Origin of the sequence: Streptomyces sp. BBFR25 (assembly GCF_044590125.1) — a bacterium.
GTDB lineage: Bacteria > Actinomycetota > Actinomycetes > Streptomycetales > Streptomycetaceae > Streptomyces > Streptomyces canus_D.
This window is the reverse complement of record NZ_CP172447.1, coordinates 6,037,067-6,062,016: the sequence shown is the minus strand read 5'-3', so window position 1 is coordinate 6,062,016 and position 24,950 is coordinate 6,037,067. Positions and strand designations below refer to the sequence as shown.

27 protein-coding genes and 1 riboswitch are annotated in these 24,950 nt (G+C 71.5%); of the genes, 3 read left to right on the top strand and 24 right to left on the bottom strand.

Annotated features, from left to right (window positions below):
- Nucleotides 1-52: 52 nt before the first annotated feature.
- Nucleotides 53-158: riboswitch (TPP riboswitch) on the bottom strand.
- A gap of 38 nt (nucleotides 159-196) precedes the next feature.
- The 6 genes from rlmN to rpsB all read right to left on the bottom strand — a co-directional run bounded on the left by rlmN (nucleotide 197) and on the right by rpsB (nucleotide 6,229).
- Nucleotides 197-1,327, bottom strand: coding sequence for a 23S rRNA (adenine(2503)-C(2))-methyltransferase RlmN (gene rlmN, locus ACGH52_RS27805; protein ID WP_059300826.1), 1,131 nt, complete (start codon nucleotides 1,325-1,327; stop codon nucleotides 197-199).
- A 156-nt stretch (nucleotides 1,328-1,483) separates the two neighbouring features.
- A complete protein-coding gene (locus tag ACGH52_RS27800) occupies nucleotides 1,484-2,662 on the bottom strand; it encodes a phosphatidate cytidylyltransferase (RefSeq protein WP_076976525.1) in 1,179 nt (392 codons plus the stop codon).
- Nucleotides 2,662-3,219 (bottom strand): ribosome recycling factor, encoded by a 558-nt coding sequence (frr, locus tag ACGH52_RS27795; RefSeq protein WP_059300879.1) that lies wholly within the window; start codon nucleotides 3,217-3,219, stop codon nucleotides 2,662-2,664. The genes ACGH52_RS27800 and frr overlap by 1 nt, the downstream gene beginning before the upstream one ends.
- A gap of 181 nt (nucleotides 3,220-3,400) precedes the next feature.
- On the bottom strand, nucleotides 3,401-4,159 hold the full coding sequence (gene pyrH, locus ACGH52_RS27790) for a UMP kinase (protein WP_007444937.1): 759 nt from the start codon (nucleotides 4,157-4,159) through the stop codon (nucleotides 3,401-3,403).
- Between the two features lie 206 nt (nucleotides 4,160-4,365).
- Nucleotides 4,366-5,202, bottom strand: coding sequence for a translation elongation factor Ts (tsf, locus tag ACGH52_RS27785; RefSeq protein WP_121702003.1), 837 nt, complete (start codon nucleotides 5,200-5,202; stop codon nucleotides 4,366-4,368).
- A 94-nt stretch (nucleotides 5,203-5,296) separates the two neighbouring features.
- The gene (gene rpsB / locus ACGH52_RS27780; RefSeq protein ID WP_059300823.1) at nucleotides 5,297-6,229 is read right to left on the bottom strand and encodes a 30S ribosomal protein S2; all 933 of its coding nucleotides are present in this window, start codon (nucleotides 6,227-6,229) and stop codon (nucleotides 5,297-5,299) included.
- Between the two features lie 271 nt (nucleotides 6,230-6,500).
- On the opposite strand from rpsB, the gene ACGH52_RS27775 reads away from it, so the two are divergent.
- A complete protein-coding gene (locus ACGH52_RS27775) occupies nucleotides 6,501-7,172 on the top strand; it encodes a murein hydrolase activator EnvC family protein (RefSeq protein WP_399943230.1) in 672 nt (223 codons plus the stop codon).
- Here ACGH52_RS27775 and ACGH52_RS27770 read toward each other — a convergent pair.
- The 17 genes from ACGH52_RS27770 to ACGH52_RS27690 form a co-directional block, all read right to left on the bottom strand.
- Nucleotides 7,126-7,683, bottom strand: coding sequence for a TetR/AcrR family transcriptional regulator (locus ACGH52_RS27770; protein WP_399946890.1), 558 nt, complete (start codon nucleotides 7,681-7,683; stop codon nucleotides 7,126-7,128). The genes ACGH52_RS27775 and ACGH52_RS27770 overlap by 47 nt on opposite strands.
- Nucleotides 7,684-7,811: 128 nt before the next feature.
- Nucleotides 7,812-8,654, bottom strand: a complete 843-nt coding sequence (whiG, locus tag ACGH52_RS27765; protein WP_007444904.1) for an RNA polymerase sigma factor WhiG — start codon at nucleotides 8,652-8,654, stop codon at nucleotides 7,812-7,814.
- Between the two features lie 282 nt (nucleotides 8,655-8,936).
- The gene (gene dprA / locus ACGH52_RS27760; protein WP_399943227.1) at nucleotides 8,937-10,133 is read right to left on the bottom strand and encodes a DNA-processing protein DprA; all 1,197 of its coding nucleotides are present in this window, start codon (nucleotides 10,131-10,133) and stop codon (nucleotides 8,937-8,939) included.
- Between the two features lie 209 nt (nucleotides 10,134-10,342).
- Nucleotides 10,343-11,971 carry a YifB family Mg chelatase-like AAA ATPase gene (locus ACGH52_RS27755; RefSeq protein WP_361468869.1) on the bottom strand — a complete coding sequence of 543 codons (1,629 nt, stop codon included), beginning with the start codon at nucleotides 11,969-11,971 and terminating at the stop codon, nucleotides 10,343-10,345.
- Nucleotides 11,971-12,333, bottom strand: coding sequence for a YraN family protein (locus ACGH52_RS27750; protein ID WP_399943224.1), 363 nt, complete (start codon nucleotides 12,331-12,333; stop codon nucleotides 11,971-11,973). Before ACGH52_RS27750 ends, ACGH52_RS27755 begins: the two co-directional genes overlap by 1 nt.
- Nucleotides 12,334-12,421: 88 nt before the next feature.
- Entirely contained in the window at nucleotides 12,422-12,730 is a 309-nt protein-coding gene (locus tag ACGH52_RS27745; RefSeq protein WP_003965949.1) for a DUF2469 domain-containing protein, read from the bottom strand.
- Between the two features lie 56 nt (nucleotides 12,731-12,786).
- Nucleotides 12,787-13,317 (bottom strand): NUDIX hydrolase, encoded by a 531-nt coding sequence (locus tag ACGH52_RS27740; protein WP_399943221.1) that lies wholly within the window; start codon nucleotides 13,315-13,317, stop codon nucleotides 12,787-12,789.
- Nucleotides 13,307-14,083 carry a signal peptidase I gene (gene lepB, locus ACGH52_RS27735; protein WP_399943218.1) on the bottom strand — a complete coding sequence of 259 codons (777 nt, stop codon included), beginning with the start codon at nucleotides 14,081-14,083 and terminating at the stop codon, nucleotides 13,307-13,309. Before lepB (ACGH52_RS27735) ends, ACGH52_RS27740 begins: the two co-directional genes overlap by 11 nt.
- A gap of 92 nt (nucleotides 14,084-14,175) precedes the next feature.
- A complete protein-coding gene (gene lepB, locus ACGH52_RS27730) occupies nucleotides 14,176-15,057 on the bottom strand; it encodes a signal peptidase I (RefSeq protein ID WP_399943215.1) in 882 nt (293 codons plus the stop codon).
- Complete coding sequence (lepB, locus tag ACGH52_RS27725; protein WP_399943212.1) at nucleotides 15,005-16,174, bottom strand: signal peptidase I; 1,170 nt, start codon at nucleotides 16,172-16,174, stop codon at nucleotides 15,005-15,007. The genes lepB (ACGH52_RS27730) and lepB (ACGH52_RS27725) overlap by 53 nt, the downstream gene beginning before the upstream one ends.
- Nucleotides 16,167-16,934: a signal peptidase I gene (gene lepB, locus ACGH52_RS27720; protein WP_210974453.1), complete on the bottom strand. Its 768-nt coding sequence runs from the start codon at nucleotides 16,932-16,934 to the stop codon at nucleotides 16,167-16,169. The genes lepB (ACGH52_RS27725) and lepB (ACGH52_RS27720) overlap by 8 nt, the downstream gene beginning before the upstream one ends.
- Before the next feature lie 45 nt (nucleotides 16,935-16,979).
- Nucleotides 16,980-17,330 carry a 50S ribosomal protein L19 gene (rplS, locus tag ACGH52_RS27715; protein ID WP_016432403.1) on the bottom strand — a complete coding sequence of 117 codons (351 nt, stop codon included), beginning with the start codon at nucleotides 17,328-17,330 and terminating at the stop codon, nucleotides 16,980-16,982.
- Between the two features lie 136 nt (nucleotides 17,331-17,466).
- The gene (gene trmD, locus ACGH52_RS27710; protein WP_059300808.1) at nucleotides 17,467-18,300 is read right to left on the bottom strand and encodes a tRNA (guanosine(37)-N1)-methyltransferase TrmD; all 834 of its coding nucleotides are present in this window, start codon (nucleotides 18,298-18,300) and stop codon (nucleotides 17,467-17,469) included.
- Nucleotides 18,300-18,881: a ribosome maturation factor RimM gene (gene rimM, locus ACGH52_RS27705; protein ID WP_210974452.1), complete on the bottom strand. Its 582-nt coding sequence runs from the start codon at nucleotides 18,879-18,881 to the stop codon at nucleotides 18,300-18,302. Before rimM ends, trmD begins: the two co-directional genes overlap by 1 nt.
- 109 nt (nucleotides 18,882-18,990) lie before the next feature.
- Nucleotides 18,991-19,230, bottom strand: coding sequence for an RNA-binding protein (locus ACGH52_RS27700; RefSeq protein ID WP_005479813.1), 240 nt, complete (start codon nucleotides 19,228-19,230; stop codon nucleotides 18,991-18,993).
- Between the two features lie 2 nt (nucleotides 19,231-19,232).
- Entirely contained in the window at nucleotides 19,233-19,652 is a 420-nt protein-coding gene (gene rpsP, locus ACGH52_RS27695) for a 30S ribosomal protein S16 (protein ID WP_059300806.1), read from the bottom strand.
- 253 nt (nucleotides 19,653-19,905) lie between these two features.
- On the bottom strand, nucleotides 19,906-20,502 hold the full coding sequence (locus ACGH52_RS27690; RefSeq protein WP_030188620.1) for a hypothetical protein: 597 nt from the start codon (nucleotides 20,500-20,502) through the stop codon (nucleotides 19,906-19,908).
- Between the two features lie 669 nt (nucleotides 20,503-21,171).
- Here ACGH52_RS27690 and ACGH52_RS27685 point away from each other — a divergent pair.
- Nucleotides 21,172-22,068: a class I SAM-dependent methyltransferase gene (locus tag ACGH52_RS27685; protein ID WP_399943205.1), complete on the top strand. Its 897-nt coding sequence runs from the start codon at nucleotides 21,172-21,174 to the stop codon at nucleotides 22,066-22,068.
- A gap of 195 nt (nucleotides 22,069-22,263) precedes the next feature.
- Nucleotides 22,264-22,875: a hypothetical protein gene (locus ACGH52_RS27680; RefSeq protein WP_121702579.1), complete on the top strand. Its 612-nt coding sequence runs from the start codon at nucleotides 22,264-22,266 to the stop codon at nucleotides 22,873-22,875.
- A 27-nt stretch (nucleotides 22,876-22,902) separates the two neighbouring features.
- On the opposite strand, the gene ftsH is transcribed toward ACGH52_RS27680, so the two are convergent.
- Nucleotides 22,903-24,849 carry an ATP-dependent zinc metalloprotease FtsH gene (gene ftsH, locus ACGH52_RS27675; protein WP_059300803.1) on the bottom strand — a complete coding sequence of 649 codons (1,947 nt, stop codon included), beginning with the start codon at nucleotides 24,847-24,849 and terminating at the stop codon, nucleotides 22,903-22,905.
- Between the last annotated feature and the right edge of the window lie 101 nt (nucleotides 24,850-24,950).

Sequence of the window (24,950 nt, the reverse complement as noted above, 5' to 3'; positions counted from 1 at the left end):
GACGCGGCCCCGCCCGAGACCCCTGGCGAGGGTCCCGGGCAGGGCGCAACAGCTCGAGTGGTGACCGATCTCCCTACCCAGAATGACCTGGGCCAGGTTCGGAGGGTCTGCGGCCGGTGCCGCACTCTCAGCGCTGTGGCGCTCCCCTGTCGGAATATGAAGATGTGACTGTGCCGATGTACTTCCGCCGGTCAGGTTACCGCTCGCTCGCGGCGAGCTGGCCACACGCCCCGTCGATCTCCTGCCCACGGGTGTCCCGGATCGTCACCGGCACACCGTGCGCCGCGATCGCCTCCACGAACGCCTTCTCGTCCTCGGGCCGGGACGCGGTCCACTTGGAGCCGGGGGTGGGGTTCAGCGGGATCAGGTTGACGTGCACGGGCCTGCCCTTGAGCAGCCGCCCGAGGCGGTCACCGCGCCAGGCCTGGTCGTTGATGTCGCGGATCAGGGCGTACTCGATGGACAGCCGGCGCCCGGACTTCGCCGCGTACTCGAACCCGGAGTCCAGCACCTCGCGCACCTTCCACCGCGTGTTGACGGGGACGAGGGTGTCGCGCAGTTCGTCGTCGGGGGCGTGCAGGGAGATGGCGAGGCGGCACTTGAAGCCCTCGCCGGTGAAGCGGTGGATCGCCGGGACGAGACCGACCGTGGAGACGGTGATGCCGCGCTGCGAGAGCCCCAGCCCGTCCGGCTCGGGGTCGGTGAGGCGGCGGATGGAGCCGACGACGCGGTTGTAGTTGGCGAGCGGCTCGCCCATGCCCATGAACACGATGTTGCTGAGCCGCGCGGGGCCTCCCGGCACCTCGCCGTCCCTGAGCGCCCGCATGCCGTCCACGATCTGGTGCACGATCTCGGCGGTCGACAGGTTCCGGTCCAGACCGGCCTGGCCGGTGGCGCAGAACGGGCAGTTCATGCCGCACCCGGCCTGGGAGCTGATGCACATGGTCACCCGGTCCGGGTAGCGCATCAGGACGGACTCGACGAGCGTCCCGTCGAACAGCTTCCACAGCGTCTTGCGCGTGGTCCCCTGGTCGGTCGACAGGTGCCGCACGACGGTCATCAGCTCGGGCAGCAACGCCTCCCGCAGCCCCTCGCGGGAACCGGCGGGGATGTCGGTCCACTGCTCGGGGTCGTGCGCGTACCGCGCGAAGTAGTGCTGCGAGAGCTGCTTGGCGCGGAACGGCTTCTCACCGATCGCGGCGACAGCCTCCTTGCGCTCGGCAGGCGTGAGATCGGCAAGGTGCCGCGGCGGCCGCTTCGCTCCGCGGGGTGCGGCAAAGGTCAGCTCACCGGGGGCGGGACGGGCCACGGTCGGACAACTCCTCATGACGGCGGGCCTGTGGCAACCCCCCGCGTCTGCGGGGACAACGGCAGGGCCGTGCCGAAGCCAGGAGACCTCACGGAGACACCCCCGCATCGGCGGGGACACACGGAAGGGCCCGCAGCAGACGCCGCAGGCCCTTTCCATGCTACCGGATGACTGTCAACCCGATCCGACGAAGATCACCAGCAGCAGCCACACCACCGGTGCCGTGGGCAGCAGGGAGTCCAGCCGGTCCATGATGCCGCCGTGGCCCGGCAGCAGCGTGCCCATGTCCTTGATGCCGAGGTCCCGCTTGATCATGGACTCGCCCAGGTCGCCCAGGGTGGCGCTGACCGCGACCACGAGGCCGAGCAGCAGGCCCTGCCACCAGGTGCCGTCGTCGATCAGGAACTGCACGCACAGCGCGCCCGCCGCCATCGCGAACGCCACCGCTCCCAGCAGGCCCTCGCGGGTCTTGCCGGGGCTGATGCGCGGGGCGAGCTTCTTCCTGCCGAAGCGCCAGCCGACGGCGTAGGCCCCGGTGTCGCTGACGACCGTCAGTATCAGGAAGACCAGCACCCGCCAGGCACCGTCGTCGGCCGCCAGCATCATGGCGACGAACGTCGCCAGGAACGGCACGTAGAACGCGGCGAACAGGCCCGCCGTGACGTCCTTGAGGTACCCCTCGGGCGGTTCCGTCATCCGCCAGACCAGGACCGCGAGCGCCGTGAGCGCCATGGCGACCCACGCTCCCTCGGCGCCGCGCGCGTAGCCGGCGATCACCATCGCGGCGCCGCCGATCGCGAGCGGTACGAGGGGCGCCTTGATGCCCTTGCGCTCCTCCAGCCGCTTGGTCAGCTCCCACAGGCCCACCACGACGGCGACCGCGATCACCCCGACGAAGACCGCCTTGACGACGAACAGCGACGCGATGATCACCACGCCGAGGCCGACGCCGACCCCTATCGCGGCCCCCAGGTCACGCCCCGCGCTCTTCTTCTGCGGCGGCGGCTGGGACTGCGCCGGCTGCGGGGCGTCGGGCATGGGATCCGGATTCTTCGGCACCGCGGCATACGGCTGCGCCGACGTGCTCGGGTCGCGATACGGCTGGTCGCGAACGGACTGGTCGTGGAACGGCTCGTCCCGGAACAAGGGACCGCTCAGCCGAGCGGTCCCCTGGTCGTCGTCCTGGTCTCCGCCGTGTTCGGGTACGTCGGGCACGATGGGCATGGGGCGAGTCTGCTGCGCGTAGTGCGCATCGTACGCGGGACCCGCCGGGCCGGCGCCCTGGACGGGTCCCTGGTCGGACGGCCCCCAGTACCCGGCTTGTGGCGGCGCTCCCCAGGAAGAGTCGTTCATCAGACCTCGAGCAGCTCCGCTTCCTTGTGCTTCAGGAGCTCGTCCACCTGCGCGACGTACTTGGCGGTGGTGTCGTCGAGTTCCTTCTCCGCACGGCGGCCCTCGTCCTCGCCGACCTCGCCGTCCTTGACCATCTTGTCGATGGCGTCCTTGGCCTTGCGGCGCACGGAGCGGATCGAGACCTTGGCGTCCTCGCCCTTGCTCTTGGCCACCTTGATGTACTCCCGGCGGCGCTCCTCGGTCAGCTCGGGGAACACCACCCGGATGATGTTGCCGTCGTTGCTCGGGTTGACGCCCAGGTCGGAGTCGCGGATCGCCTGCTCGATGTTGCGCAGGGCCGTCTTGTCGAAGGGGGTCACCACGGCCATGCGCGGCTCGGGCACGGAGAACGAGGCCAGCTGGTTGATCGGCGTCGGCGCGCCGTAGTAGTCGGCCACGATCTTGTTGAACATCGCCGGGTGCGCACGGCCGGTGCGGATCGCGGCGAAGTCCTCCTTGGCGACCACGACGGCCTTCTCCATCTTCTCCTCGGCCTCGAGGAGGGTCTCTTCGATCACCACTTGCTCCTGCGTGTCTTGAGTAGGCCCGGCTGCGATTCCCCTGCGGGCTGGCGGCCGGCTGCGTCGCGTTCTTCCTGCACGGTTCCCGACCGGCGGGACAATGTCCATCCCCCGGCCCGGTCCCGTCCCCGTCCGTCCCCCGGACAGGTGGCGTCCGCGGACGGGGGGTGTTCTCCGGTCAGTCCCGGCTGCCCTGGTCCCCCACGAGCGTGCCGATCTTCTCACCCTTGACGGCGCGGGCGATATTGCCCTCCTTCAACAGCTCGAAGACCACGATCGGGAGGCTGTTGTCGCGGCAGAGCGTGACGGCCGTGGCGTCGGCGACCTTCAGGTCGCGGGTGATGACCTCGCCGTAGCCGAGCGCGTCGAACTTCACGGCGTCCGGGTTGGTCTTCGGGTCGGAGTCGTAGACCCCGTCCACGCCGTTCTTGCCCATGAGCAGGGCCTCGGCGTCGATCTCGAGGGCGCGCTGGGCGGCGGTGGTGTCGGTGGAGAAGTACGGCATGCCCATACCGGCGCCGAAGATGACCACGCGGCCCTTCTCCAGGTGGCGCACGGCACGCAGCGGGATGTAGGGCTCGGCGACCTGGCCCATGGTGATGGCGGTCTGCACGCGGCAGTCGACGCCCTCCTTCTCCAGGAAGTCCTGGAGGGCCAGGCAGTTCATCACGGTGCCGAGCATGCCCATGTAGTCGGAGCGGGCGCGGTCCATGCCGCGCACCTGCAGCTCGGCGCCGCGGAAGAAGTTGCCGCCGCCGATGACGATCGCGATCTGCGCGCCGTCCCGGACGACGGCCGCGATCTCGCGGGCGATGGCGTGCACCACGTCGGGGTCGACGCCCAGGCCCCCACCGCCGGAGAAGGCCTCTCCGGACAGCTTCAGCATGAAGCGGCCGCGTACTTTGCCGTCGTCGCTCTTCTCGGCCTTGGTGGTCATGGAGATCTCGCCTCTTTTACGTGGGTCACACACACGAAGAAGGCCACTGCCGGTGGGGGCGTGTTTCGCATCCCATACGCGGCAATGGCCTCCTCGTCAGATCTGCTGTCGTCCGCCGCCACGCGCGCGTACGCAACGGCATACGCGAACGGCGCCGACGACTGCTGTCGACCCTACCGGGGTCGCACGTCCGTCGCGGTACGGACTCAGATGCCGACCTTGATGCGCGAGAAGCGCTTCAGGGTGACACCGGCCTCTTCCAGCACCTTCTGGACGGACTTCTTGTTGTCCAGGGCGTAGGGCTGGCCGAGCAGGGTGGCGTCCTTGAAGAAGCCGTTGAGGCGACCCTCGACGATCTTCGGCAGGGCGGCCTCGGGCTTGCCCTCGGCGCGGGTGGTCTCCTCGGCGACGCGGCGCTCGGACTCGACGACCTCGGCCGGGACGTCCTCCTTGGAGAGGTACTTCGGCGCGAAGGCGGCGATGTGCTGCGCGACACCCTTGGCGATCTCGGCGTTGGGCTTGTCCAGCTCGACGAGGACACCGATCTGCGGGGGCAGGTCGGGCATCGTGCGGTGCATGTACGCGGTCACGAAGCCGCCGGAGAACTGCGCGAAGCGGTCCAGGACGATCTTCTCGCCGAGGTTGGCGTTGGCCTCGTCCACGTACGCCTGGACGGTCTTGCCGGACTCGATCTCGGAGGCGAGCAGGGCCTCGAGGTCGGCCGGGGCGGCCTTGGCGACGTGCTCGGCGATGGTCTTGGCGACGGTCTGGAACTTCTCGCCCTTGGCGACGAAGTCCGTCTCGCACTTCAGCTCGACGAGGACACCCGAGGTGTTGTCGTCGGAGATGATCGAGACGACGGCGCCGTTCTCGGCAGAGCGGCCCTCGCGCTTGGCGACGCCCTTCTGGCCCTTGATGCGGAGCGCCTCGACGGCCTTCTCGACGTTGCCCTCGGCCTCGTCCAGCGCCTTCTTGCAGTCCATCATGCCGGCGCCGGTGAGCTCGCGGAGCTTCTTGACGTCGGCGGCGGTGTAGTTCGCCATGATTCCGGAATCTCTCTCGAAGTCTGAAGATCTACGGGCCGGACGGCGGGGGCTGTGCGGCCCCCGCCGTCCGGCACCCGAAGGTGGTGAGGGGTCAGGCCTGCTCGGCGTCCGCGGCCGGGGCGGCCGGGGTCTCGGCAGGAGCCTCGGCGGCGGGAGCCTCCTCGGCAGGGGCCTCCTCGGCGGGGGCGGCCTCGGCAGCCGGAGCCTCGGCGGGCTTCTCGGCGGCCTCGGCGTCGTCCTTCTTCTCGGCCTTCTCGCCCTCGAGCAGGTCGCGCTCCCACTCGGCGAGGGGCTCGCCGGCGGCCTTCTCGCCCTTGGCGCCACCGGCGGCACCGGAGCGGGCGATGAGGCCCTCGGCGACGGCGTCGGCGATCACGCGGGTGAGCAGGGTGACGGAGCGGATCGCGTCGTCGTTGCCCGGGATCTTGTAGTCGACCTCGTCGGGGTCGCAGTTGGTGTCGAGGATGGCGACGACCGGGATGTTGAGCTTCCGGGCCTCGCCGACCGCGATGTGCTCCTTCTTGGTGTCCACGATCCAGACGGCGCTGGGCACCTTGGACATCTCGCGGATACCGCCGAGGGTCTTCTCCAGCTTGGCCTTCTCGCGGGAGAGGACCAGCAGCTCCTTCTTGGTGAGGCCGGAGGCGGCCACGTCCTCGAAGTCGATCTGCTCGAGCTCCTTCAGGCGCTGCAGGCGCTTGTAGACGGTCGAGAAGTTGGTGAGCATGCCGCCCAGCCAGCGCTGGTTGACGTAGGGCATGCCGACGCGGGTGGCCTGCTCGGCGATGGCCTCCTGCGCCTGCTTCTTCGTGCCGACGAACATGACCGTGCCGCCGTGGGCGACGGTCTCCTTGACGAACTCGTAGGCGCGGTCGATGTACGACAGCGACTGGAGCAGGTCGATGATGTAGATGCCGTTGCGCTCGGTGAAGATGAAGCGCTTCATCTTCGGGTTCCAACGGCGGGTCTGGTGACCGAAGTGGACGCCGCTTTCCAGCAGCTCCCGCATCGTGACGACGGCCATGGCCGTATCTCCTTGGTGTTCTCGGTTGTGCCGCGCGAGCCGGACGGCTCCCGCGCCTGACGCCCGCGACGCGCCTGCCACTAGGGACCGAGGGGCGCTGACACGAGCCTTTGCGGGCCTCGTGTCGGGGCGTGCGAAGTCGACCCGGTGACCCGGATCGCCACCAGAAGTGTACGGGACCCGCGGGGTACCGGGTGACGCGCCTGTCCACAACCGGGGAACGGTCCACAGGGCCGGGCGGCGACGGGTCCTGGTGCGGGACGGTGCTCGCATGCGAACGACCACGGGAACGATGCGACGGGTGACGGTGTGCGCCCGGGTGGTGGTGCTGTCGGCCGTCCTGACTGCCCTGCCCGCCCTGGCCGCCCGGTCCGGGGGGCCGCCGCGCCCGGCGCCGGTGACGGCCGGGTGGCAGCTGCCGGACCCGGCGGTGCCGCGCGTGGCCCGGCACTGGCCGGTCGGCACGCGGCCCCTGGTCCTGCGGGGCTGGGAGCCGCCGGCGACCCCGTACGGACCGGGGCACCGCGGCGTGGACCTCGCCGCGGACGGCGGGTCGCCGGTACGGGCGGTGGCCGCGGGGCGGGTGTCGTTCGCGGGGCCGGTCGCGGGCCGGGGTGTGGTCTCGGTGGAACTGACGGGGACGGGCGAACCACCCCTGCGGACGACGTACGCCCCCGTCGAGGCGGCCGTGCGGAAGGGTGACGAGGTCGCGGCCGGGGAGCTGCTCGGCACGGTGGAGCCGACGGGTCCGCACTACACGGCCTGTCTGCACTGGGGCCTGCTGCGGGGTGAGGTCTATCTGAACCCGCTGTCCCTGCTCCCGCCGTGGCTGCTGAACGCGGGTCCCTCGCGGCTGCTGCCGGTCCTGGACGTGCCGTTGCCCGGCCGGGCGCAGGTCAGCCCCGCACGCCGCGCAGTGCCATGGAGACCGCCGCCTCCGTGATCGCGGTCGGCTCCTCCGCCGCGCCCAGTTCGATCCGCCGTACGGCCGCGTCGACGACGCCCTGGAGGAGCATCGCCGCCAGCCGCGGCTGGGCGTGCCCCATCTCGCCGAGCGCCTCGACGATCATCGCGACCAGTCCGCCGTGTGCCGCGCGGATCTTCTCCCGGGCGCCGGCGTCCAGCTCGCTCGCGGAGATGGCCACGACGGCCCGGTGCCGCCGGTCCCCGACCAGGTCGAGCTGGGTGCGCACGTACGCCTCGACCTTGGCCTCGGGGGCCGTCTCGCACTCCATCGCGGCCTCGACCTCCGCGGCCCAGACGGGGAAGTCGACGGCGCACAGCTCCTCGACCACCGCCGCCCGCGACCGGAAGTACTCGTACACGGACGACCGGGCGAGGCCCGTCCGTTCGGCGAGGGCGGGGAAGGTCAGCGCCTCCGTTCCGCCGTCGGACAGCAGGGAGCGTGCCGCGTCCAGCAGGGCGGCACGCTGCATCGACCGGTGCTCGGCCACGGAGGCCGCTCGAATCCTTGGCACGTCACCACTTTACGGACGCGGCACTCCGTACGGGAGTCGTCCGCCCGGCCACACGTCCTGCGACCGGGTCACCGGCGATGCCGTGTCCCTGCCGAAGGTCCAGGTCAGCGGCCGAAACCCGCCAGCTTGGCCCGCAGTTGCAGCACCGATTTGGTGTGGATCTGGCTGACCCTGCTCTCGGTCACACCCAGCACGTTCCCGATCTCGGCGAGCGTGAGGCCCTCGTAGTAGTACAGCGTGACCACGGTCTTCTCCCGCTCCGGCAGGGTGTTGATCGCCCGGGCCAGGAGCCGTCGCAACTCCCGGTCCTCGGCGACCTCCACCGGGTTGTCGGCGGCGGTGTCCTCCAGCGTGTCCATCAGACTCAGCCGGTCGCCGCCCTCACCCCCCGCGTGCAGCAGCTCCTCCAGGGCCACCACGTTGGCCAGCGACAGCTGGCTGAAGACCGCGTGGAGGTCCTCCACCGCGATCCCCATCTCGACGGCGACCTCGCTCTCCGAGGGGGTGCGGCGCAGTCGCGCCTCCAGCGTCGCGTAGGCGCGCTCGACGTTGCGCGCCTTCTGCCGCACCGAGCGCGGGATCCAGTCCAGGGCGCGCAGTTCGTCGATCATCGCGCCCCGGATCCGGGTGATCGCGTAGGTTTCGAACTTGATCTCCCGGTCGACGTCGAACTTCTCGATGGCGTCGATCAGCCCGAACACCCCGGAGGAGACGAAGTCGGCCTGTTCGACGTTGGACGGCAGTCCCACGCTGACGCGGCCCGCCACGTACTTCACCAGCGGCGAGTAGTGCAGGATCAGCTGTTCCCGCAGCCGCTCGTCGCCGGTCGCCTTGTACGACCGCCACAACTCGTCGAGCGTCGAGGGGGCGGACGGTCGCACGCTGCCACCGTCGCGGGCGGCTGGGGGGATCGCCGCCCGGTCGGACCCGGAGGTGTGCTGGGGCATTCGTCGCCTAGTGCCGTTCTGCCGTGATGTGGATCTGCCTGAGGCCGCCGGTCTGCTTCCTGGTTGTCGCCTGCTGTCGGCCGTCTGCGTGGGGGTCCTCGTGAGCGTAGCGTGACTGGACCGTCGCGGTGTGCGAAGGAGCGGGCGGTGACCCTACGCAGATACGTTCCGGCGAACGCTCTACAGGAGGGACGATGATCGCTCTGGGTGATCACTCGAATACCTCAACTGCCAGAATCCCTACGGCCGTCGGGGTTCCCCCGGACGGCCGAACACGGTGCGTCAGCACGGGCTGCGACCGCCACGAACCGAGATCATCGCCTGGCGTGTCAACTTCCAGCCATCGCCGTGTCGTTCGACGTAACCGAGTGCTCGAAGCTCGTACAGCCTCGCGATCGCGTCGTCCTCGGTGGTCTGGGCGCGGCGTGCCACCTCCGCCGCCGTCGCCGTCCCCCGCCCGGGGAGACCGGACAGCACGTGGCGGGTCCGGGGCTCCAGGAGGTCGGTGGGGAGCACGGGTCCGCGCCGCTCCGGAGGCAGCTCCCCCATGTCGCCCACCAGTTCGACCACTTCCGCGGCGTCGCCGACCAGCACCGCGTCACCGCGCAGCAGCTCGTGCACCCCGGCGGACAGGGCGCTGGTCGCCGGTCCGGGCACGCCCATCACGTGCCGGCCCAGCCGCCGGGCCGCTCGGGCGGTCACCAGCGAGCCGCTGCGGTAGGCGGCCTCGACGACCACGGTGCCCCGGGTGAGCGCGGCGATGACCCGGTTGCGCAGGATGAACCGGCTCGGTGTCGGATGGTCGCCCGGTGGCAGCTCGCCGACGACCAGGCCCTGCTCGGCGATCCTGGTGATCAGCGCCGTGTGCCCGGGCGGGTAGGGGCGGTCGACCCCGCAGGCGAGCACCGCCGCGGTGGCGCCGCCGGCACCGAGGGCACCGCGATGGGCGGCGCCGTCGATCCCGTAGGCGCCGCCGGACACCACGACCCAGCCGCGCTCGGCCAGGCCGGCGGCGAGGGTGGTGGCCATGTGGGCGCCGTACTCGGTGCAGGCGCGGGCGCCGACGACGGCGACCGACCTGAGCGCCCACATGCGCAGGCTGGGCCCGCCCCGCACCCAGAGCCCGAGCGGCCGGGCGTCACCGAGGTCGTCGAGCTGCCCCGGCCACTGCGCGGTCCCGGGGATCACGAACCGGGCCCCCGCGGACCGGGCGACGGCCAGGTCGCGGCGGGGGTCGGCCCGGCCCGCCCGGGCGCACATCCCGGCCCACCGCTTCTCGCTCACCCCCGGCAGGGCTCGCCCGCCCTCGCGCAGGCGCCGCACCACCTCCGGGACTCCGTGCTCCCGCACCCACCGCCCGCCCGTCTCGTCACCGGGCTCGAACACCCGGGCAAGGAAGACCCGCCCGAGCAACTCGCCGTCCACCGCCCGCTCACCGGGCGCCCCGCTCCCGTCGGCCCCGGCATCACCCCCCGACACCGCACCCCCTTCGGGTAGACCGCCGTCCCCGCGGGTCACCCCCTCGGAGGGCCCGCCGTGACCGAGGGACACGGCATCGTCGCGGAAGAGGACGCCATCCGTCGGCGGCGTCGGCACCCCGTCCCCTGTCATGTCGGCGCCTTCCAGGGGCGCGGCCTCCCCGCTCACCCCGCTCACAGCGGCATCCCCACTCGGCGCAGCCTCCCCGTTCACGTCAGCGCCCCCAGAGCCATCGGCACGCCCCGCGGGACTCCCGTGCGCAGTTGCAGGGCCAGGGCGACGTCCCGCGCGTCCGGTCGGTCGTGGCCGACGAGGTCCGCGACGGTCCAGGCGACGCGGAGGACCCGGTCGAGTCCGCGGGCGGTGAGCACTCCGCGTTCCAGGCTGCGCTCCGCCTCCTCCAGGGCACCGGGCGCGGCGCGCCAGCGGCTGCGCAGCTCCCGGCCGGGCACCTCGCTGTTCGACCGCCACGGCGTGCCCACGAGGCGAGCGGCCGCCCGCTCCCGAGCCGCGCGCACCCGGTCGGCGACGGTCGCGGTGGCGTCGCCCCGGGGACCGTCCCCGGCCAGCTGGCTGCGCGTGACCCGGTCCACCTCGACCCTGAGGTCGACCCGGTCGAGCAGCGGCCCGGACAGCCGGGCCTGGTAGCGGCGGATCGCCGAGGGCGGGCACTCGCACAGCTCGTCGGTCTGGGAGAACCGCCCGCAGGGGCAGGGATTGGCGGCCAGCACCATCAGGAACCGCGCCGGGAAGCGCACCACACCCGCGCTCCGCGCGATGACGACGTGCCCGGCCTCCAGCGGCTGCCGCAGGGCGTCCAGCGCGTGGCTGCTGAACTCGGGGGTCTCGTCCAGGAACAGGACGCCTCGGTGCGCCAGCGACACCGCTCCCGGCCGGGCGATGCCGGGGCCGCCCCCGACGAGGGCCTGCATCGTGGCGGAGTGGTGCGGGGCGCAGTAGGGGGCCACGTCGATCAGCGGCTTGCCCGGCGGCAGCAGTCCCGCCACCGAGTGCACGGCAGTGACCTCCAGGGACTCCGTCCGGCACAGCCGGGGCAGGATGGCGGGCAGCCGTTCGGCGAGCATGGTCTTGCCCGCGCCGGGCGGTCCCTCCAGGAACAGGTGGTGGCGGCCTGCTGCCGCGACCTCCACAGCCGTGCGTGCCGATTCCTGGCCGACTACGTCGGCGAGGTCGTGGCCCTGGTCGTGCTGGGCCGCTCCCATGCTGTGCATTCCGGTGGCCGCGCCCGTGCCGGGCATGCGCAGACCGGCCAGGAGCGGGTCGGGGCGGCCCTGCTGGTCCTGCTCCTCCTCCTGAGGCACGGGTTCGTCGGCGAGGACGGCGATCAGCTGGCGCAGGCTGCGCACGCCGAGCACCGACACCCCCGGCACCAGGGAAGCCTCGGCCGCGGCGCACTCCGGCACGACCACCTGTTCGTACCCGGCGTCGGCCGCGGCCAGCACCGCCGGCAGGATGCCGCGCACCGGCCGCACCCGGCCGTCCAGGCCCAGCTCCCCGATCATCACGATGTCGGCGAGCACCCGTGGGTCGATCCGCTCCGCCGCGCCCAGCACGGCCGCGGCGACCGCGAGGTCGAAGCCGCTGCCGCTCTTGGGCACGGATGCCGGGCTGAGGCCCACCGTCAGTTTCTTCTGGGGCCACTCCGCGCCCGAGTTCACCACCGCGGCCCGCACCCGGTCCCGGCTCTCCGTGAGGCTCTTGTCCGGCAGTCCCACCAGCGTGAACGCCGCAACACCCGGTTCCAGGTCGGCCTGGACCTCGACCACCACGCCCTCGACGCCGACGAGCGCCACCGAGCACGTACGCGCGAACCCCATCACGCCACCCCCCGGGCGTGCTCGACCATGGGGGCGCCGCGCCGCGGGAGGGTCACGCCGACCAGGTCGATGCGGACACCGCCGGGCGGGGCTCCTCCGTGGGTCTGGATCCAGCGCTCCGCGAGCCGCCGCAGCCGCTCGGCCTTGTCGGGGGTCACGGCGGCCATCGGGTGCTGGAAGGAGCCGCCCCGGCGCGTCTTGACCTCGCAGACGACCAGGACCTCTCCGTCCCGGGCCACGATGTCGATCTCGCCGGTCCTGCCACAGCGCCAGTTGCGCTCCAGGACGGTCATCCCCGCCCCGGTCAGCCGGCGGACGGCGAGTGTCTCGCCGTACTTGCCCATCGCACCTCGTGCGTTCATGTCGGCACCACCTCCGGCACCAACGATCACGCAGACGGGCCGAGTCCGTCACTCACGGTGAAATACTCACCGGTTGTGGAAAACTCCGTCACCCGCCGGGCAGCTCCAGGTCGCTCTTGTTCAGCTCCTCGATGTTCACGTCCTTGAACGTCAACACCCTCACCTGCTTGACGAACCGGGCCGGCCGGTACATGTCCCACACCCAGGCATCAGCCATGGAGACCTCGAAGAACACCTCGCCCTGCACCGAGTGCACCTGCATCTCGTAGTCGTTGGTGAGGTAGAAACGCCGCTCGGTCTCGATCACGTATTTGAACAGACCGACGACATCGCGGTACTCCCGGTAGAGCTTGAGCTCCATCTCGGTCTCGTACTTCTCGAGGTCCTCGGCGCTCATGGCATGTTCCCCTTCAGCCGTGCGGTCCCCCCATTGTGCGCCAGTCCCGTGCGCCCCTAGACGATTTCGGTGTCCAGGGTCACCGGCCCGGCCGGGGGACCTTCGTCGAGCAGCGTGCGCAGCAGCTCGGCGAGTCTGGTCGGATACACCGTCTCACGTGCCCGGGTCAGTTCCTCACACGTCCACCAGCGCGCTCCGGCGACGCTGCGCCGCTCCAGTTCGGTGAGGCCGAGGCCGACCGGCTCGGTCGCGGTCCGGGCGGTGCGGGCCAGGTAGTACCACTCGTCCTGGTCCCAGCGGCGGCCCGCGAAGGGGAAGGAGCACCTGCGCCGCCACAGCACCGGGCCGAGTTCGACGTCGGTGATGCCGGTCTCCTCCAGCAGCTCGCGCCGGGCGGCCTGCTCCCGGGTCTCGTCGCCCTCCACGCCGCCACCGGGGGTGAACCACCAGTCGTCGGCCGGATCGTCCGGTTCGTGGCCGTGCAGCAGCAGGACGCGGTCCTCGGGGTCGAGCAGCACGACCCGGGCGACCCGGCGCAGTCCGCCCTCGTAGGTGTCCTGTCCCGCCGGGGTCGTCTCAGCGGCCACCGGTCGGCTCCGCTCCCTTTCGCGCCCGGGACGCCCCGGCCCGCTTGGCGAGGGGACCGTAGGCCGCGCCGCCCAGGATCAGCACGGCTCCGGCGATCACCAGCGCGACGACCGTCCGCAGCGGACCCGGCGAGGAGAGGCCGCCCAGCGTCTCGAAGCCGGTGGGCCGCTCCAGCATGCCGTTCATCGGCCAGGCCACGGCGTCCACGCGGGCGTCCACGGCGCCGCGCGACACGGTGCCGCCGGCCGCGTCGGTGAGGTGGGCGGTGGAGTCCACGGAGTTGTCGCGTTCGTCGCCGAGCAGGAACAGGCGGCCCTCCGGGACGGTCACGGTCTGGAAGTCGCTGATCTCGGCCGGGGTGCCGGCGGGCAGGTACGGCTCGTCGATCACCTTGCCGTTGACCTTCAGCTTGCCCTTCTGGCAGCAGGAGACGGTGTCCCCGCCGATGGCGACGACCCGCTTGACCATCGGGGCGTTGGCCCAGGTCGCGTCCTTGAACACGACGACGTCGCCGCGGCGGACGTCGGCGCCGTCGATGCGCTGCGCCAGCACCCGGTCACCGGCGTCGATCGTCGGCGTCATCGAGCTGGTCGGCACGGTGTAGGGCCGGTAGACCACCGCTCCCCAGCCGAATCCGCCGAGGAACAGCACCAGGCCCAGCGCCACCGCGATGCCGGACAGCCGCTGTCCGGTCCGGCTGCCCACCGGACTCCTGTTCGCTCCGCCGCCGCGCGGGGCCGTACGTGTCGTGCTCTCGCCACCCATGGAGCGGCACCTTACCCGGCGGTACGCCAACGGGGCAGCCCCCTCCCGGCGGGCGGAAGGGGGCTGTTCGGACCTCGGGGGACGCGGTGGGCTCAGCGGGTCTCGACCGGCGCGGTGCGGCGACGGCGCCACCAGACGACCGGGACCACGCCGGCGACGGCCAGTCCCTGGGGCGCGACCGACAGCGCGGCGGCGGCCGACGGCTGGGCCTGGGCCTGCAGGCCGTCCTGGCCGAAGGTGTCCGGGACGGGCAGGGTGCTCCAGTGGTTCATCGGCCAGGCGACCACGATGGCGCGGCCGACGACCTCGTCCACCGGGACCATGCCGCCGTTCTTGTCCGACTGGTTGTAGCGGGAGTCCCGGGAGTTCTGCCGGTGGTCGCCCATGACCCAGATCTTGCCCTCGGGGACCGTGACCTTGAACCGCCCGCCCTGGTCGTCGTCCGAGCACGGCGTGTTGCCCGGGAAGACGTACGGCTCGTTCAGCGCCTTGCCGTTGACCTTGAGGGGGCCGGTCTTGTTGCACTCGACCGTGTCACCGGCGACGCCGACGACCCGCTTGATCAGGTCCTTCTCGTCGGCGGACGGCATCAGGCCGATCCAGCTGAGGACCGTCTGCAGGGCGTTCGGGTCGGGCGTCGGCTCGCCCGCCAGCCAGTCGTCCGGGTCGTGGAAGACGACGACCTCGCCGCGCTCGGGCTCCGAGCCGAACCAGGGGGTCAGCTTGTCGACCAGGACCCGGTCACCGATCTGAAGGGTGTTCTCCATCGAGGACGAGGGGATGGAGAACGCCTGCACCAGGAACGTCTTGATCAGCAGGGCGAGGACCAGCGCGATGCCGATCAGGATCGGCAGTTCCTTCCAGAAGGAGCGCTGCTTCTTGGCCGCGGGAGGTGTCGCGGGCGGCGTCCCGCCGACTCCCTCATCCTGCGTCCCGTCGTTGTGTCCGCCCTGGCCGTGCTGTCCGTTCGTCACCCTGCCGTCCTCGGTCCCGGAGCCGTACCCGGAGTCCGGGGCGCCGACCGCGGCCGGACCGGAGCTCTCCTCGGGGCGTCCGCGGTTCTCCTCGCCGTCGTGACCGGACCGTGCGCCAACCGCCACATCCCCCACGCCAACTCCTTACTCTCTGCCGCCGCCTGCCCCGGAAACGGCGCAGGCCCACCACTCCCATAACGAGCGGGAGTTCCGCAGGGGTCGGGAGTTCAATCATCGCGTTCGGATCGTTCAGATCGTAGGGGGCAACCCTATGCGACAGCTCGGGGGCGGCGGTCGAACCGGAGGCCGCGTCGGACACGGACGCGTACGTTTTCGGCTCGTCCAGGGTGGTCCAGTGACCGAACGGCCACGCGATCACCATGGCCCGTCCCACCACCTCGTCCTGGGACACCGTGCCGAAGTCGGTCTCCTGGTGGGCGCGGGAGTCGGCGGAGTTGGACCGGTGGTCGCCCATCACCCACAGCCGCCCCTCGGGGACGGTGACGTCGAACGGCGTCCGGGACGGGCTGTCCCCGGGGTACAGGTAGTCCTCGTCGAGGGGAACGCCGTTGACGGTGACGCGTCCCTGTCTGTCGCAGCACTTGACGTGGTCGCCGCCCACGCCGACGACCCGCTTGATGAGGTCCTTCTCGTCGTCGGACGGCAGCAGTCCGATGAAGGCGAGGCCTTCCTTGACCTGTTTGACGACGACGGGGTCGTCCTTCTTGGTGGTCTGCTCGCCCTGGAGCCAGCCGCCCGGGTCCCGGAAGACGACGACGTCCCCGCGCTCGGGCTCCGAGCCGAACCACGGGGTGAGCTTGTCCACCAGGACCCGGTCGCCGATCCGGATGGTCTGCTCCATGGAGCCCGAGGGGATCACGAAGGCCTGCACGAGGAAGGTCTTGAGCACCAGCGCGATGAGGACCGCGACGCCGATGAGGAGCGGGATCTCCTTGACGGCGCCGCGTCTGCGCCGCCGTTTGACCTTGCGCTGGAGCTTGCGGCGTTCGGCGCGGGAGCGGCCGCCGGACGGTGCGGCGGTGCGCCGCGACCCGGTGGGCAGCAGGTTCTCCGTGGGGCTGCTGGGCGCTCCCCGCGGTTTGCCCCGGCTACCCATCGGCGTCCTCGTCGCGCGCGGCACCGGCCCCGGCGCCGGATGCGGCCCCGCCGTCGGCCTCCGCGTCCGGCACGCGCGCGTAGGCGTCGGGGCGGTCGAGCCGGGTGGCGTGGCCGAAGGGCCAGACGATCCAGTCGGCGCGACCGATCACGTCGTCCAGCGGGACCATCCCGCCCCCCGGGGACCCCAGGTGGTCGCGGGAGTCGCTGGAGTCGGCCCGGTGGTCGCCGAGGACGAAGAGGGTGCCGTCGGGGACGACGACGTCGAAGGGGACCGTGGACGGGCTGTCGCCGGGGTACAGGAATGCCGACTCGTCGACCGACTGGCCGTTCACCCGGACCCTCCCCTCCTCGTCGCAGCACACCACGTGGTCCCCGCCCACACCGACAACGCGTTTGATGTAGTCGCCGTGCCCGAAGCTCCCGGTGCCGTCGAAGACGACGACGTCTCCCCGCTGCGGCCGATCGTCGAAACGGTACGCCAACTTGTTTACGAGAACCCGGTCACCGATCCTCAATCCGCGCTCCATCGATCCGCTGGGAATCTGGAACGGCTGCAGCACGAAGGTGCTGACCAGCAGCAGGAGCAGCAGGAGGGCCAGCACGACCACGGTGAGCCGGCCACCGGGCACCCAGTCCGTGATCCGCCCCGCCAACGCGGAACGCGACCGTTCCTCCGAGCCCTCCGACTCCGAGGGCTGCTCGGATTCGGAAGGGCGGGAGGAGCGGTCGCGCTCCGTGTGCTGTGTTTCGATGTCCATCGGGGCCAGATGCTATCCGGCCCCGGCGCGGACCTCGGAGGGCGCTCAGCTCTCGCGCTTCTCCTTGATCTTCGCGGCCTTGCCGCGCAGCTCGCGCAGGTAGTACAGCTTGGCGCGGCGGACGTCACCGCGGGTGACGAGCTCGATCTTCTCCACGATCGGGGTGTGCACCGGGAAGGTGCGCTCGACGCCGACGGAGAAGGAGACCTTGCGGACCGTGAAGGTCTCGCGCACGCCGGCGCCCTGACGGCGGATGACGACGCCCTTGAACTGCTGCACACGGGAGCGGTTGCCCTCGATGACGCGCACGTGGACGTTGACGGTGTCGCCGGGGCGGAAGGCCGGGACGTCGCTGCGCAGCGACGCGGCGTCGACGGAGTCGAGCAGGTGAGACATTTCGTCTGCTTTCTTCGCTGATGCCACAGGTCATCAACGGAAACTAGGTGTTTCGGAATCAGGGTCGTGCGGGTCGGGACGGGCGTCGTCTCCCCCTGTGGCAGGGGCGCGCTCCGGACGGACGCACAACAGCCGCCTATTCTTCCATGCCCGGCGTCCTGCGCCAAAATCGGCCGTACGGCTCCCCGTCCGGGTCGGGCTGCCAGCCCAGGATGGAGAGCATCTCGCGGTCCTTCTTGTCGAAGGCCTTGGGATCGCACCGTTCGATCAGGTCGGGCCGGTTGGCCGTGGTGCGACGCAGGGCCTCGTCGCGGCGCCAGCGGGCGATCTTCCCGTGGTGACCGCTGAGCAGCACGTCCGGGATGCCGCGCCCGCGCCACAGCGGCGGCTTGGTGTGCACGGGGCCCTCCAGCAGGTTGGCCATGGCGCCGGGCGCGAAGGAGTCGTCCCGGTGGGACTCGGCGTTGCCGAGCACGCCGGGCAGCAGCCGGGCCACGGCCTCGGTGACGACGAGTACGGCGGCCTCGCCACCGGCCAGGACGTAGTCGCCGATGGACACCTCGTACACGGGCATCCGGGTCGCGTACTCGTCGACGACGCGGCGGTCGATGCCCTCGTAGCGGGCGGGCGTGAAGATCAGCCAGGGCCGTTCGGAAAGGTGGACGGCGAGTTCCTGGGTGAAGGGCCGGCCGCTGGGCGTGGGCACGATCAGGGCGGGCTCGCCGGCCCCCGTCTCGTAGCCGTCGGCCAGGACGGCGTCCAGCGCGTCGCCCCAGGGCTCGGTCTTCATGACCATGCCGGGGCCGCCGCCGTAGGGGGTGTCGTCGACCGTGTTGTGCCGGTCGTAGGTCCACTCGCGCAGGTCGTGCACGTGGACGCCGAGCTGCCCGCGCGCGCGTGCCTTGCCGACGAGGGAGACGTTCAGCGGTTCCAGGTACTCGGGGAAGATCGTGACGACGTCGAGCCGCATTACGCCTCGTCCCCGGCGTCCTCGGCATCGGCGTCCCCGGCATCGGCGTCCCGCGCGGAGGCGACCTCGGCCCGGTCGTCGATCAGGCCGGGCGGCGGGTCGATGACCGCGCGCTGCGCGTCCAGGTCGATCTCCGTGACGATCTCGGAGACGAACGGCACGTAGACCTCGCCGCCGTCGGGGCGCTCCACCACGAAGAGGTCCTGCGTGGGCAGGTGGGAGATCTCGGTGATGCGGCCCACCTCGGTGCCGTCGGCGGTCACCACGTCGAGGTCGATCAGCTGGTGGTCGTAGTACTCGTCCTCGTCCTCGGGCCGCTCGTCCGGGTCCACGTCGGCGATCAGGAGGGTGTTGCGCAGCGCCTCGGCGCCGGTGCGGTCGTGGACGCCGGCGAAGCGCAGCAGCAGGCGGCCGCTGTGCACCCGGCCGGTCTCGATGGTGAGCGGCCCGGTGGAGGCGGGGTCGGTGGCCAGGACGGCGCCGGGGCCGAGCCTCAGCTCCGGCTCGTCCGTGCGGACCTCGACGGTCACCTCGCCCTTGATTCCGTGGGCGCGGCCGATGCGCGCGACTACCAGCTGCACTGTGCTTGATCTCCTGTCGGTACTGCGACGAGCCGGTCGGGCTCATACGACTGCGGGCCGGGGACGGCCCAGTGGCCTTCCCCGGCCCGAGCCGGTGCTGCGATTGGCGTCAGCGGACGTGGTCCACGTCGACGAGGTCGACACGGACACCGCGCCCGCCGATGGCGCCCACGACGGTGCGCAGGGCGCGTGCGGTGCGGCCGTTGCGGCCGATCACCTTTCCGAGGTCGTCGGGGTGGACCCGGACCTCGAGCACCCGCCCGCGGCGCAGGTCGCGCGAGGCGACCTGCACATCGTCAGGATTGTCGACGATGCCCTTCACGAGGTGCTCGAGAGCCTCCTCGAGCATGCTCAGGCCTCGGACGCGGAGGACTCGGCGGCGGCCTCGTCCTTCTTGTCGGCCTTCTTCTTCTGGGTGATCGCCTCACCCTTGCCCTCGTCCTCGCCACCGATCGCCTCGAAGGACGGACGGGCCGCCTTCTCGGCCGGCTGCAGCAGCGGAGCCGGGGCGGGCTCGCCCTTGAACTTCTGCCAGTCGCCGGTCTTCTTCAGGATGGCGAGCACGGGCTCGGTCGGCTGGGCGCCGACACGGAGCCAGTACGCGACACGCTCGGCGTCGACCTCCATCACCGACGGGTTGTACGTCGGGTGGTACTTGCCGATCTCCTCGATGGCCCGGCCGTCACGGCGGGTACGGGAGTCGGCGACGACGATGCGGTAGTGAGGCGAACGGATCTTGCCCAGACGCTTCAGCTTGATCTTGACTGCCACGGGAGTGGGTTCTCCTGGTTTTGACGTGGTTGGGCACGGCGAGAGAGCCGCGTGGGGTTGCGGTACCCGAGTGCCCGATGGACGCGTCAGCCGGAGGAGAGAGGGGTCCTGTGCGACTGTCGAGTACAGCTAGCCATTGTGCCACACGCGGGCAGGCCCGTCGGACCGAGGGCACCGGGCCCGCCCGCGGGGCGGGCCGCTCGGCTCTCGACGGAACCCGGCCCCGGTCCGGCTGCCACGAGCAGCCGGACCGTCAGCTCACTCCCGCGCCGACCACCTCCGGGATCCGGAACGGCTTGCCGCAGCCGCCGCACATGATCGGGGCCTGGGCCAGCACCGACGGGACGACGCGGACGTTGCGCCCGCAGTCGCAGACCGCCTTCACGCGCACCCCTCCCCCGGAGGAGCCGTGGCGGGCGGCCGGACCGCGGAAACTGCGGGCCGTGTCGGTCGCGGTGGCGGCGGTGTGGGCCTTCAGCGCGCGCTGGAGGCGCTCGATCGTCGGGCGGTAGCGGCGCTTCGCCTCGGGGGTGAGCGTGACCAGTGAGAAGCCGCTGCTGGGATGCGGCTCCTCGGGATGGTCCAGGCCCAGCTCCTCGGCGATCGCGAGGAACCGACGGTTGTGATAGCGCCCCGCGCGGGAGGTGTCGCGTACTCCGCGCGCGGCGGCGATGCCGTGGACTGCCTCGTGAAGCAGTCGCTCGAAGGAGAGTTCGTGCCCGCAGGCGGACGACGACTCTCCGATCAGGGACTCGGGCGCGGCAAGATCGGGCAGCTCGGTGTGGTGCCGCTGAATGTCGGCCCACGCCTGCGCCAGCTCTGCGGCGAGAACAGGTGGTGTCGTGCTCACGTAATGACAACGAGCCGGGGGGCCGCTGTGTTCCTATTCCGGGGCATCCCAAATAATTTGCACGTACCAGTCAGTTGCCGCTGATGCGTCCCGACGAGGGCGGGTGCGCTGATCTGCGGAGAAGCCTCACAGCTCGTACCAAGCTGGTGCGTAGTCCGACGTACGCGCGGGCGCGTAGCCGCCGTCCACGCGCCGGAGCGCGGGATCCGCGCGGGCGCAAGGGCCGTTTCGGCCGCTGTCGCGCCGGAGGGGCGCCGTCCGAGTGGACGTGTCGACGGACGCGACGTTACCGGGTGCGCCGCCGGCGTGCGGCACCGCCCCGCCTCCCGGCGCATCCGGGCACCGCGCGGGGACCGCCGGCCCGGCCGACCTTGGCCGGAACCCTCCCCTCCGTGGGGCGGCCACCCACCGTCATCGCCCAGCGACACGATCCGGCCAACCCGTCCGCGGAGCGCGAGGGAGGTGCCCCGGATACCGCGCGGCCAGACCCATGTTGCCGGGAAGTGAAATCTCGCCACGCTGCCGGGGATCGGGCAAACCGGGCCCCGCTACCACTGGACGCCACGGCGAGCCCGGAGTTACCTGGCATACGGGGGGAGTGCGAGCGCACTGCACGGGGGCCATGGAATCGGGCACGGCGGCAACACTCGGCGATTGGGGCACTTTCCTATGACACCTACGCTCGTGCGGCAGCACCCGTCTCACGCGAGGGCGACGCCTCACGTGGACCTGCGGGCACGCGCGCGTGACTGGTCCGAGATACAGGAACGGATGCTCGTACCGCTCTACGAGGCCGTCTTCGAGCGGCTGGACGTGGGCGGCGGCACCCGGATGCTGGGCCTGGGCTGCGGTTCCGGTCTCGCGTTGCTGATGGCCGCCTCGCGCGGTGCCGCGGTGACCGGGGTCGACTCCCGCTCCCCGGAGCTCCTGGCCCTGGCCCGTCGGCGCCTGGCGTCCGAGGAGCCCGGAACTCCCGCGGGACCCGGGACGGACGGCGCGGTCGGCACACGCGCGCGTGCCGACGCGCCACGGATCGTCCAGGGCCCGCCCGAGGACGCGGCGGACCCCACAGCACCGGCGTACACCCTGGTGACCGCCTTCGAACCCACCGGATGCCGCGCGGACGACTCGGAGGAGCTGGGCGAACTGCTCGCCCGGGCGACCCCACTCGCCGCACGCGGAGCGGCCGTGGTGCTGGCGGGCTGGGGCCCGCCCGAGCGCTGCGCCACGACCTCGGTGCTGCGGGTGGCCGCCAAGCTCACCGACCCGCTGCGCGGCACGGGCGGCTGGCGCCCCGCCCTGCGCGACGACCTGGAGGAGGTCGCCCAGCGCGCCGGGCTCAGGCCGGACGGCTCGGGTCGGGTGGCATGCCCGTTCGGCTACGCGGACACGGGCAGCGCGGTGCGCGGGCTGCTGTCGACCGGCCTGTTCGACGCGGCGGTCGCGGCGACCGACCCGGAACAGGTCGACAAGGAGCTGACGGAGGCCCTGCACCCGCACCGGCGGCCGGACGGGACCGTGTGGATGCCGAACGTGTTCCGCTACCTGATCGCACGAGTCCCCTGACGAACGACCGATGACGAACGACTCCGACCATTTCTGGGCGAGTGCGTGCGACACCTGACGCACTTCTTCCGATGCAGGTGTGAATCGTGTGAAGAAGCCGGTCCAGGGCTCCGGCGGTTTCCCCAGGTGGATCATGGGCCCCTACCCTGATCCACCGTTCGGGGGAACAGACACATCTGCATACAGGAGCCCGTAGTGCCGCACCGCAAGACCGCTCTGCGCCTCGCCGCGCCCGTCGCCGCCCTCGCCCTGGCCCTCACCGCGTGCGGGGGCGGGGACGACGACACCGGCACCGACGCGAAGAGCGGGGCGACCGCCGAGACCTCGCCGTCGCCCTCCCGGCCCGTCTCGGGCGGCGACATGGCGCAGGGCGAGAGCGCGACGGGGAAGGTCGCGGAGGAACCCGGCGAGGTCACGTACGACGTCGTGGCGCAGAAGGTCGAGGTGGGCACCGAGGCGGAGGCCGCGAAGGCGGTGGCGGACGCCGCGGACGCCAAGGGCAAGGTGCTGGCCACCGCGCACCTCAAGTACACGCACAAGGCCGGGCCCGCCCTGACCGACGGTTCCGACGTGCACGACGGCACCACCGTCTTCGCGGACGGACAGCGCGGCGGCGTCCTCATCGGCGCCGCCGAGGACGCGCCGGGCTGCGAGGACCCGTACGACGTCGAGAGCTGGAAGCAGGGCGAGAGCCACGTCTTCTGCGAGACCTACGTGATCCCCGCCGACGCCACCAGCGTCGAGGTCCACTGGTCGGAGGAGGACGGCGAGCCCTACGTCTGGAAGTTCCCGCAGAAGAAGCGGTGACGACCGCACCCGGACCCGGACGGCCGCTCAGATCTCCGGGTCGTCCTTCGTCAGCCGGGTGATCCCGGCGATGCGGTACGCCTCCGCCTCGTCCAGCGTCTCGCTCGCCAGCAGCGACTCGGCGAGCGCGTCGAGCTGCCCCCGGTGGTCGCGCAGCTTGCGCACGGCCTCCTCGTAGCAGGAGTCCACGACCCGTCGCATCTCGCCGTCGATCGCGTCGAGCGTCTGCGGCGCGGCCGCGAGACCGTACGCCTGCTGGGCGTCACCGGGCAGGGCGGAGAGCCGTCCGACCCGCTCGCTCATGCCCCAGCGCGCGACCATGCCGCGGGCGATGTTGGTGACCTGTTCGAGGTCGCTCTCCGAACCGGTCGTGATCATCCCGTACACGACGTGCTCGGCCGCCATCCCGCCGAGGGCGCCGATGATCCGCCCGCGCAGGTACTCCTCCGTGTACGCGTACTTGTCCGCGTCCGGCGTCGACAGCGTCACCCCGAGCGCTCGGCCGCGCGGCACGATGGTGATCTTGCGAACGGGGTCGGCGCCCGGCTGCAACATGCCCAGCAGGGCGTGACCGCTCTCGTGGTATGCGGTGCGCCGGCGCTCCTCCTCGGGCATCACCAGCGGGCGCTCGGCCCCCAGCTGGACCTTCTCCAGCGCCTCGGAGAGGTTCGCCTGCGTCACCCGGTCCTGCTTCCGCTTGACCGCGAGCAACGCCGCCTCGTTGGCGAGGTTGGCGAGTTCGGCACCGGTCATGCCCGGCGTCGTACGGGCGACCTGGGCGAGGTCGACGTCCGGGGCGAGCGGGATCTCGCGGGTGTGGATCTCCAGGATCGCCTTCCGGCCACTCCTGTCCGGCGGCGAGACGCTGACCACCCGGTCGAAACGGCCCGGGCGGGTCAGGGCGGCGTCCAGGATGTCGGCGCGGTTGGTGGCGGCGATCACGATCACGCCCTCCGAGCCGGAGAAGCCGTCCATCTCGGTGAGGATCTGGTTCAGGGTCTGCTCGCGCTCGTCGTGGCCGCCCATGCCGGAGCCACCGCCGCGGGCCCGGCCGATGGTGTCGATCTCGTCGATGAAGATGATCGACGGCGCCACCTTGCGGGCCTCGGCGAACAGCTCCCGCACCCGGGAGGCACCCACACCCACGATCATCTCGATGAACTCGGACGCCGACGCGGAGAAGAACGGCACGCCCGCCTCTCCGGCCACCGCGCGCGCGAGAAGCGTCTTGCCCGTGCCGGGCGGTCCGGTCAGCAGGACACCCCGGGGCATCTTGGCACCCATGCGGCGATAGGCGTCCGGGTTCTTCAGGAAGTCGACCACGTCGCTCAGCTCGCCCTCCACCTCGTCGATCCCGGCGACGTCGGCGAAGGTGGTGCGCGGCTTCCCGGCTTCCAGCTCGACCGGCTTGGGCGGCGCCTTGCGGCCGAGCATCCCGCCCGCCCCGCCGCCCAGGGCGCCCCGCATCCGCCGCGCGATGAAGATCCACAGCACCACCAGGATCAGCATCGGAGCCAGCGCGATCAGCAGGTTGGCCAGGAAGCTGCGGTGCTGCACGACGGGCTCGGCGGTGACCGTGACCTTGTTCTTCGTCAGGTCGGCCCAGAGTTGGTCGTCCGCGAAGGTCGGCCGCTCGGTCGTGAACTTGGTGTACGTCCCGTCGCCCTCGGGATTGTCCCGGGCCTTCTTCAGCTGGCCCTGGATCGCGTCGCCCTTGGCGTAGATCTTGCTGACGTTGCCCTCGTCGACCTGCCTGCTGAACTCCGTGTAGGAGATGGTCGGCTCGTCGCCCTCGTTGAAGAAGGAGAGCACGAGGTTGGCGATGAGGTAGACGATCAGCGCGGCCAGGACCAGGTTCCACCAGCCGCCGCGCATCCTCCTGCCCCCGGGCGGCGGCTTGGGCGGCTCGTCGGGCGTGCCCTCGGTCCGCCAGGGCGGCTCGGGTGCCTTGCGCGGCGGGGACGGATTGGTCATATCCGGACGCTACGACAGGAAAGCCGCACGGGCATGTGGGTGTACGACGCCGGGGCGCCCCCTGCGACAGGAGGCGCCCCGGCGACGTACTACGCGAGAAC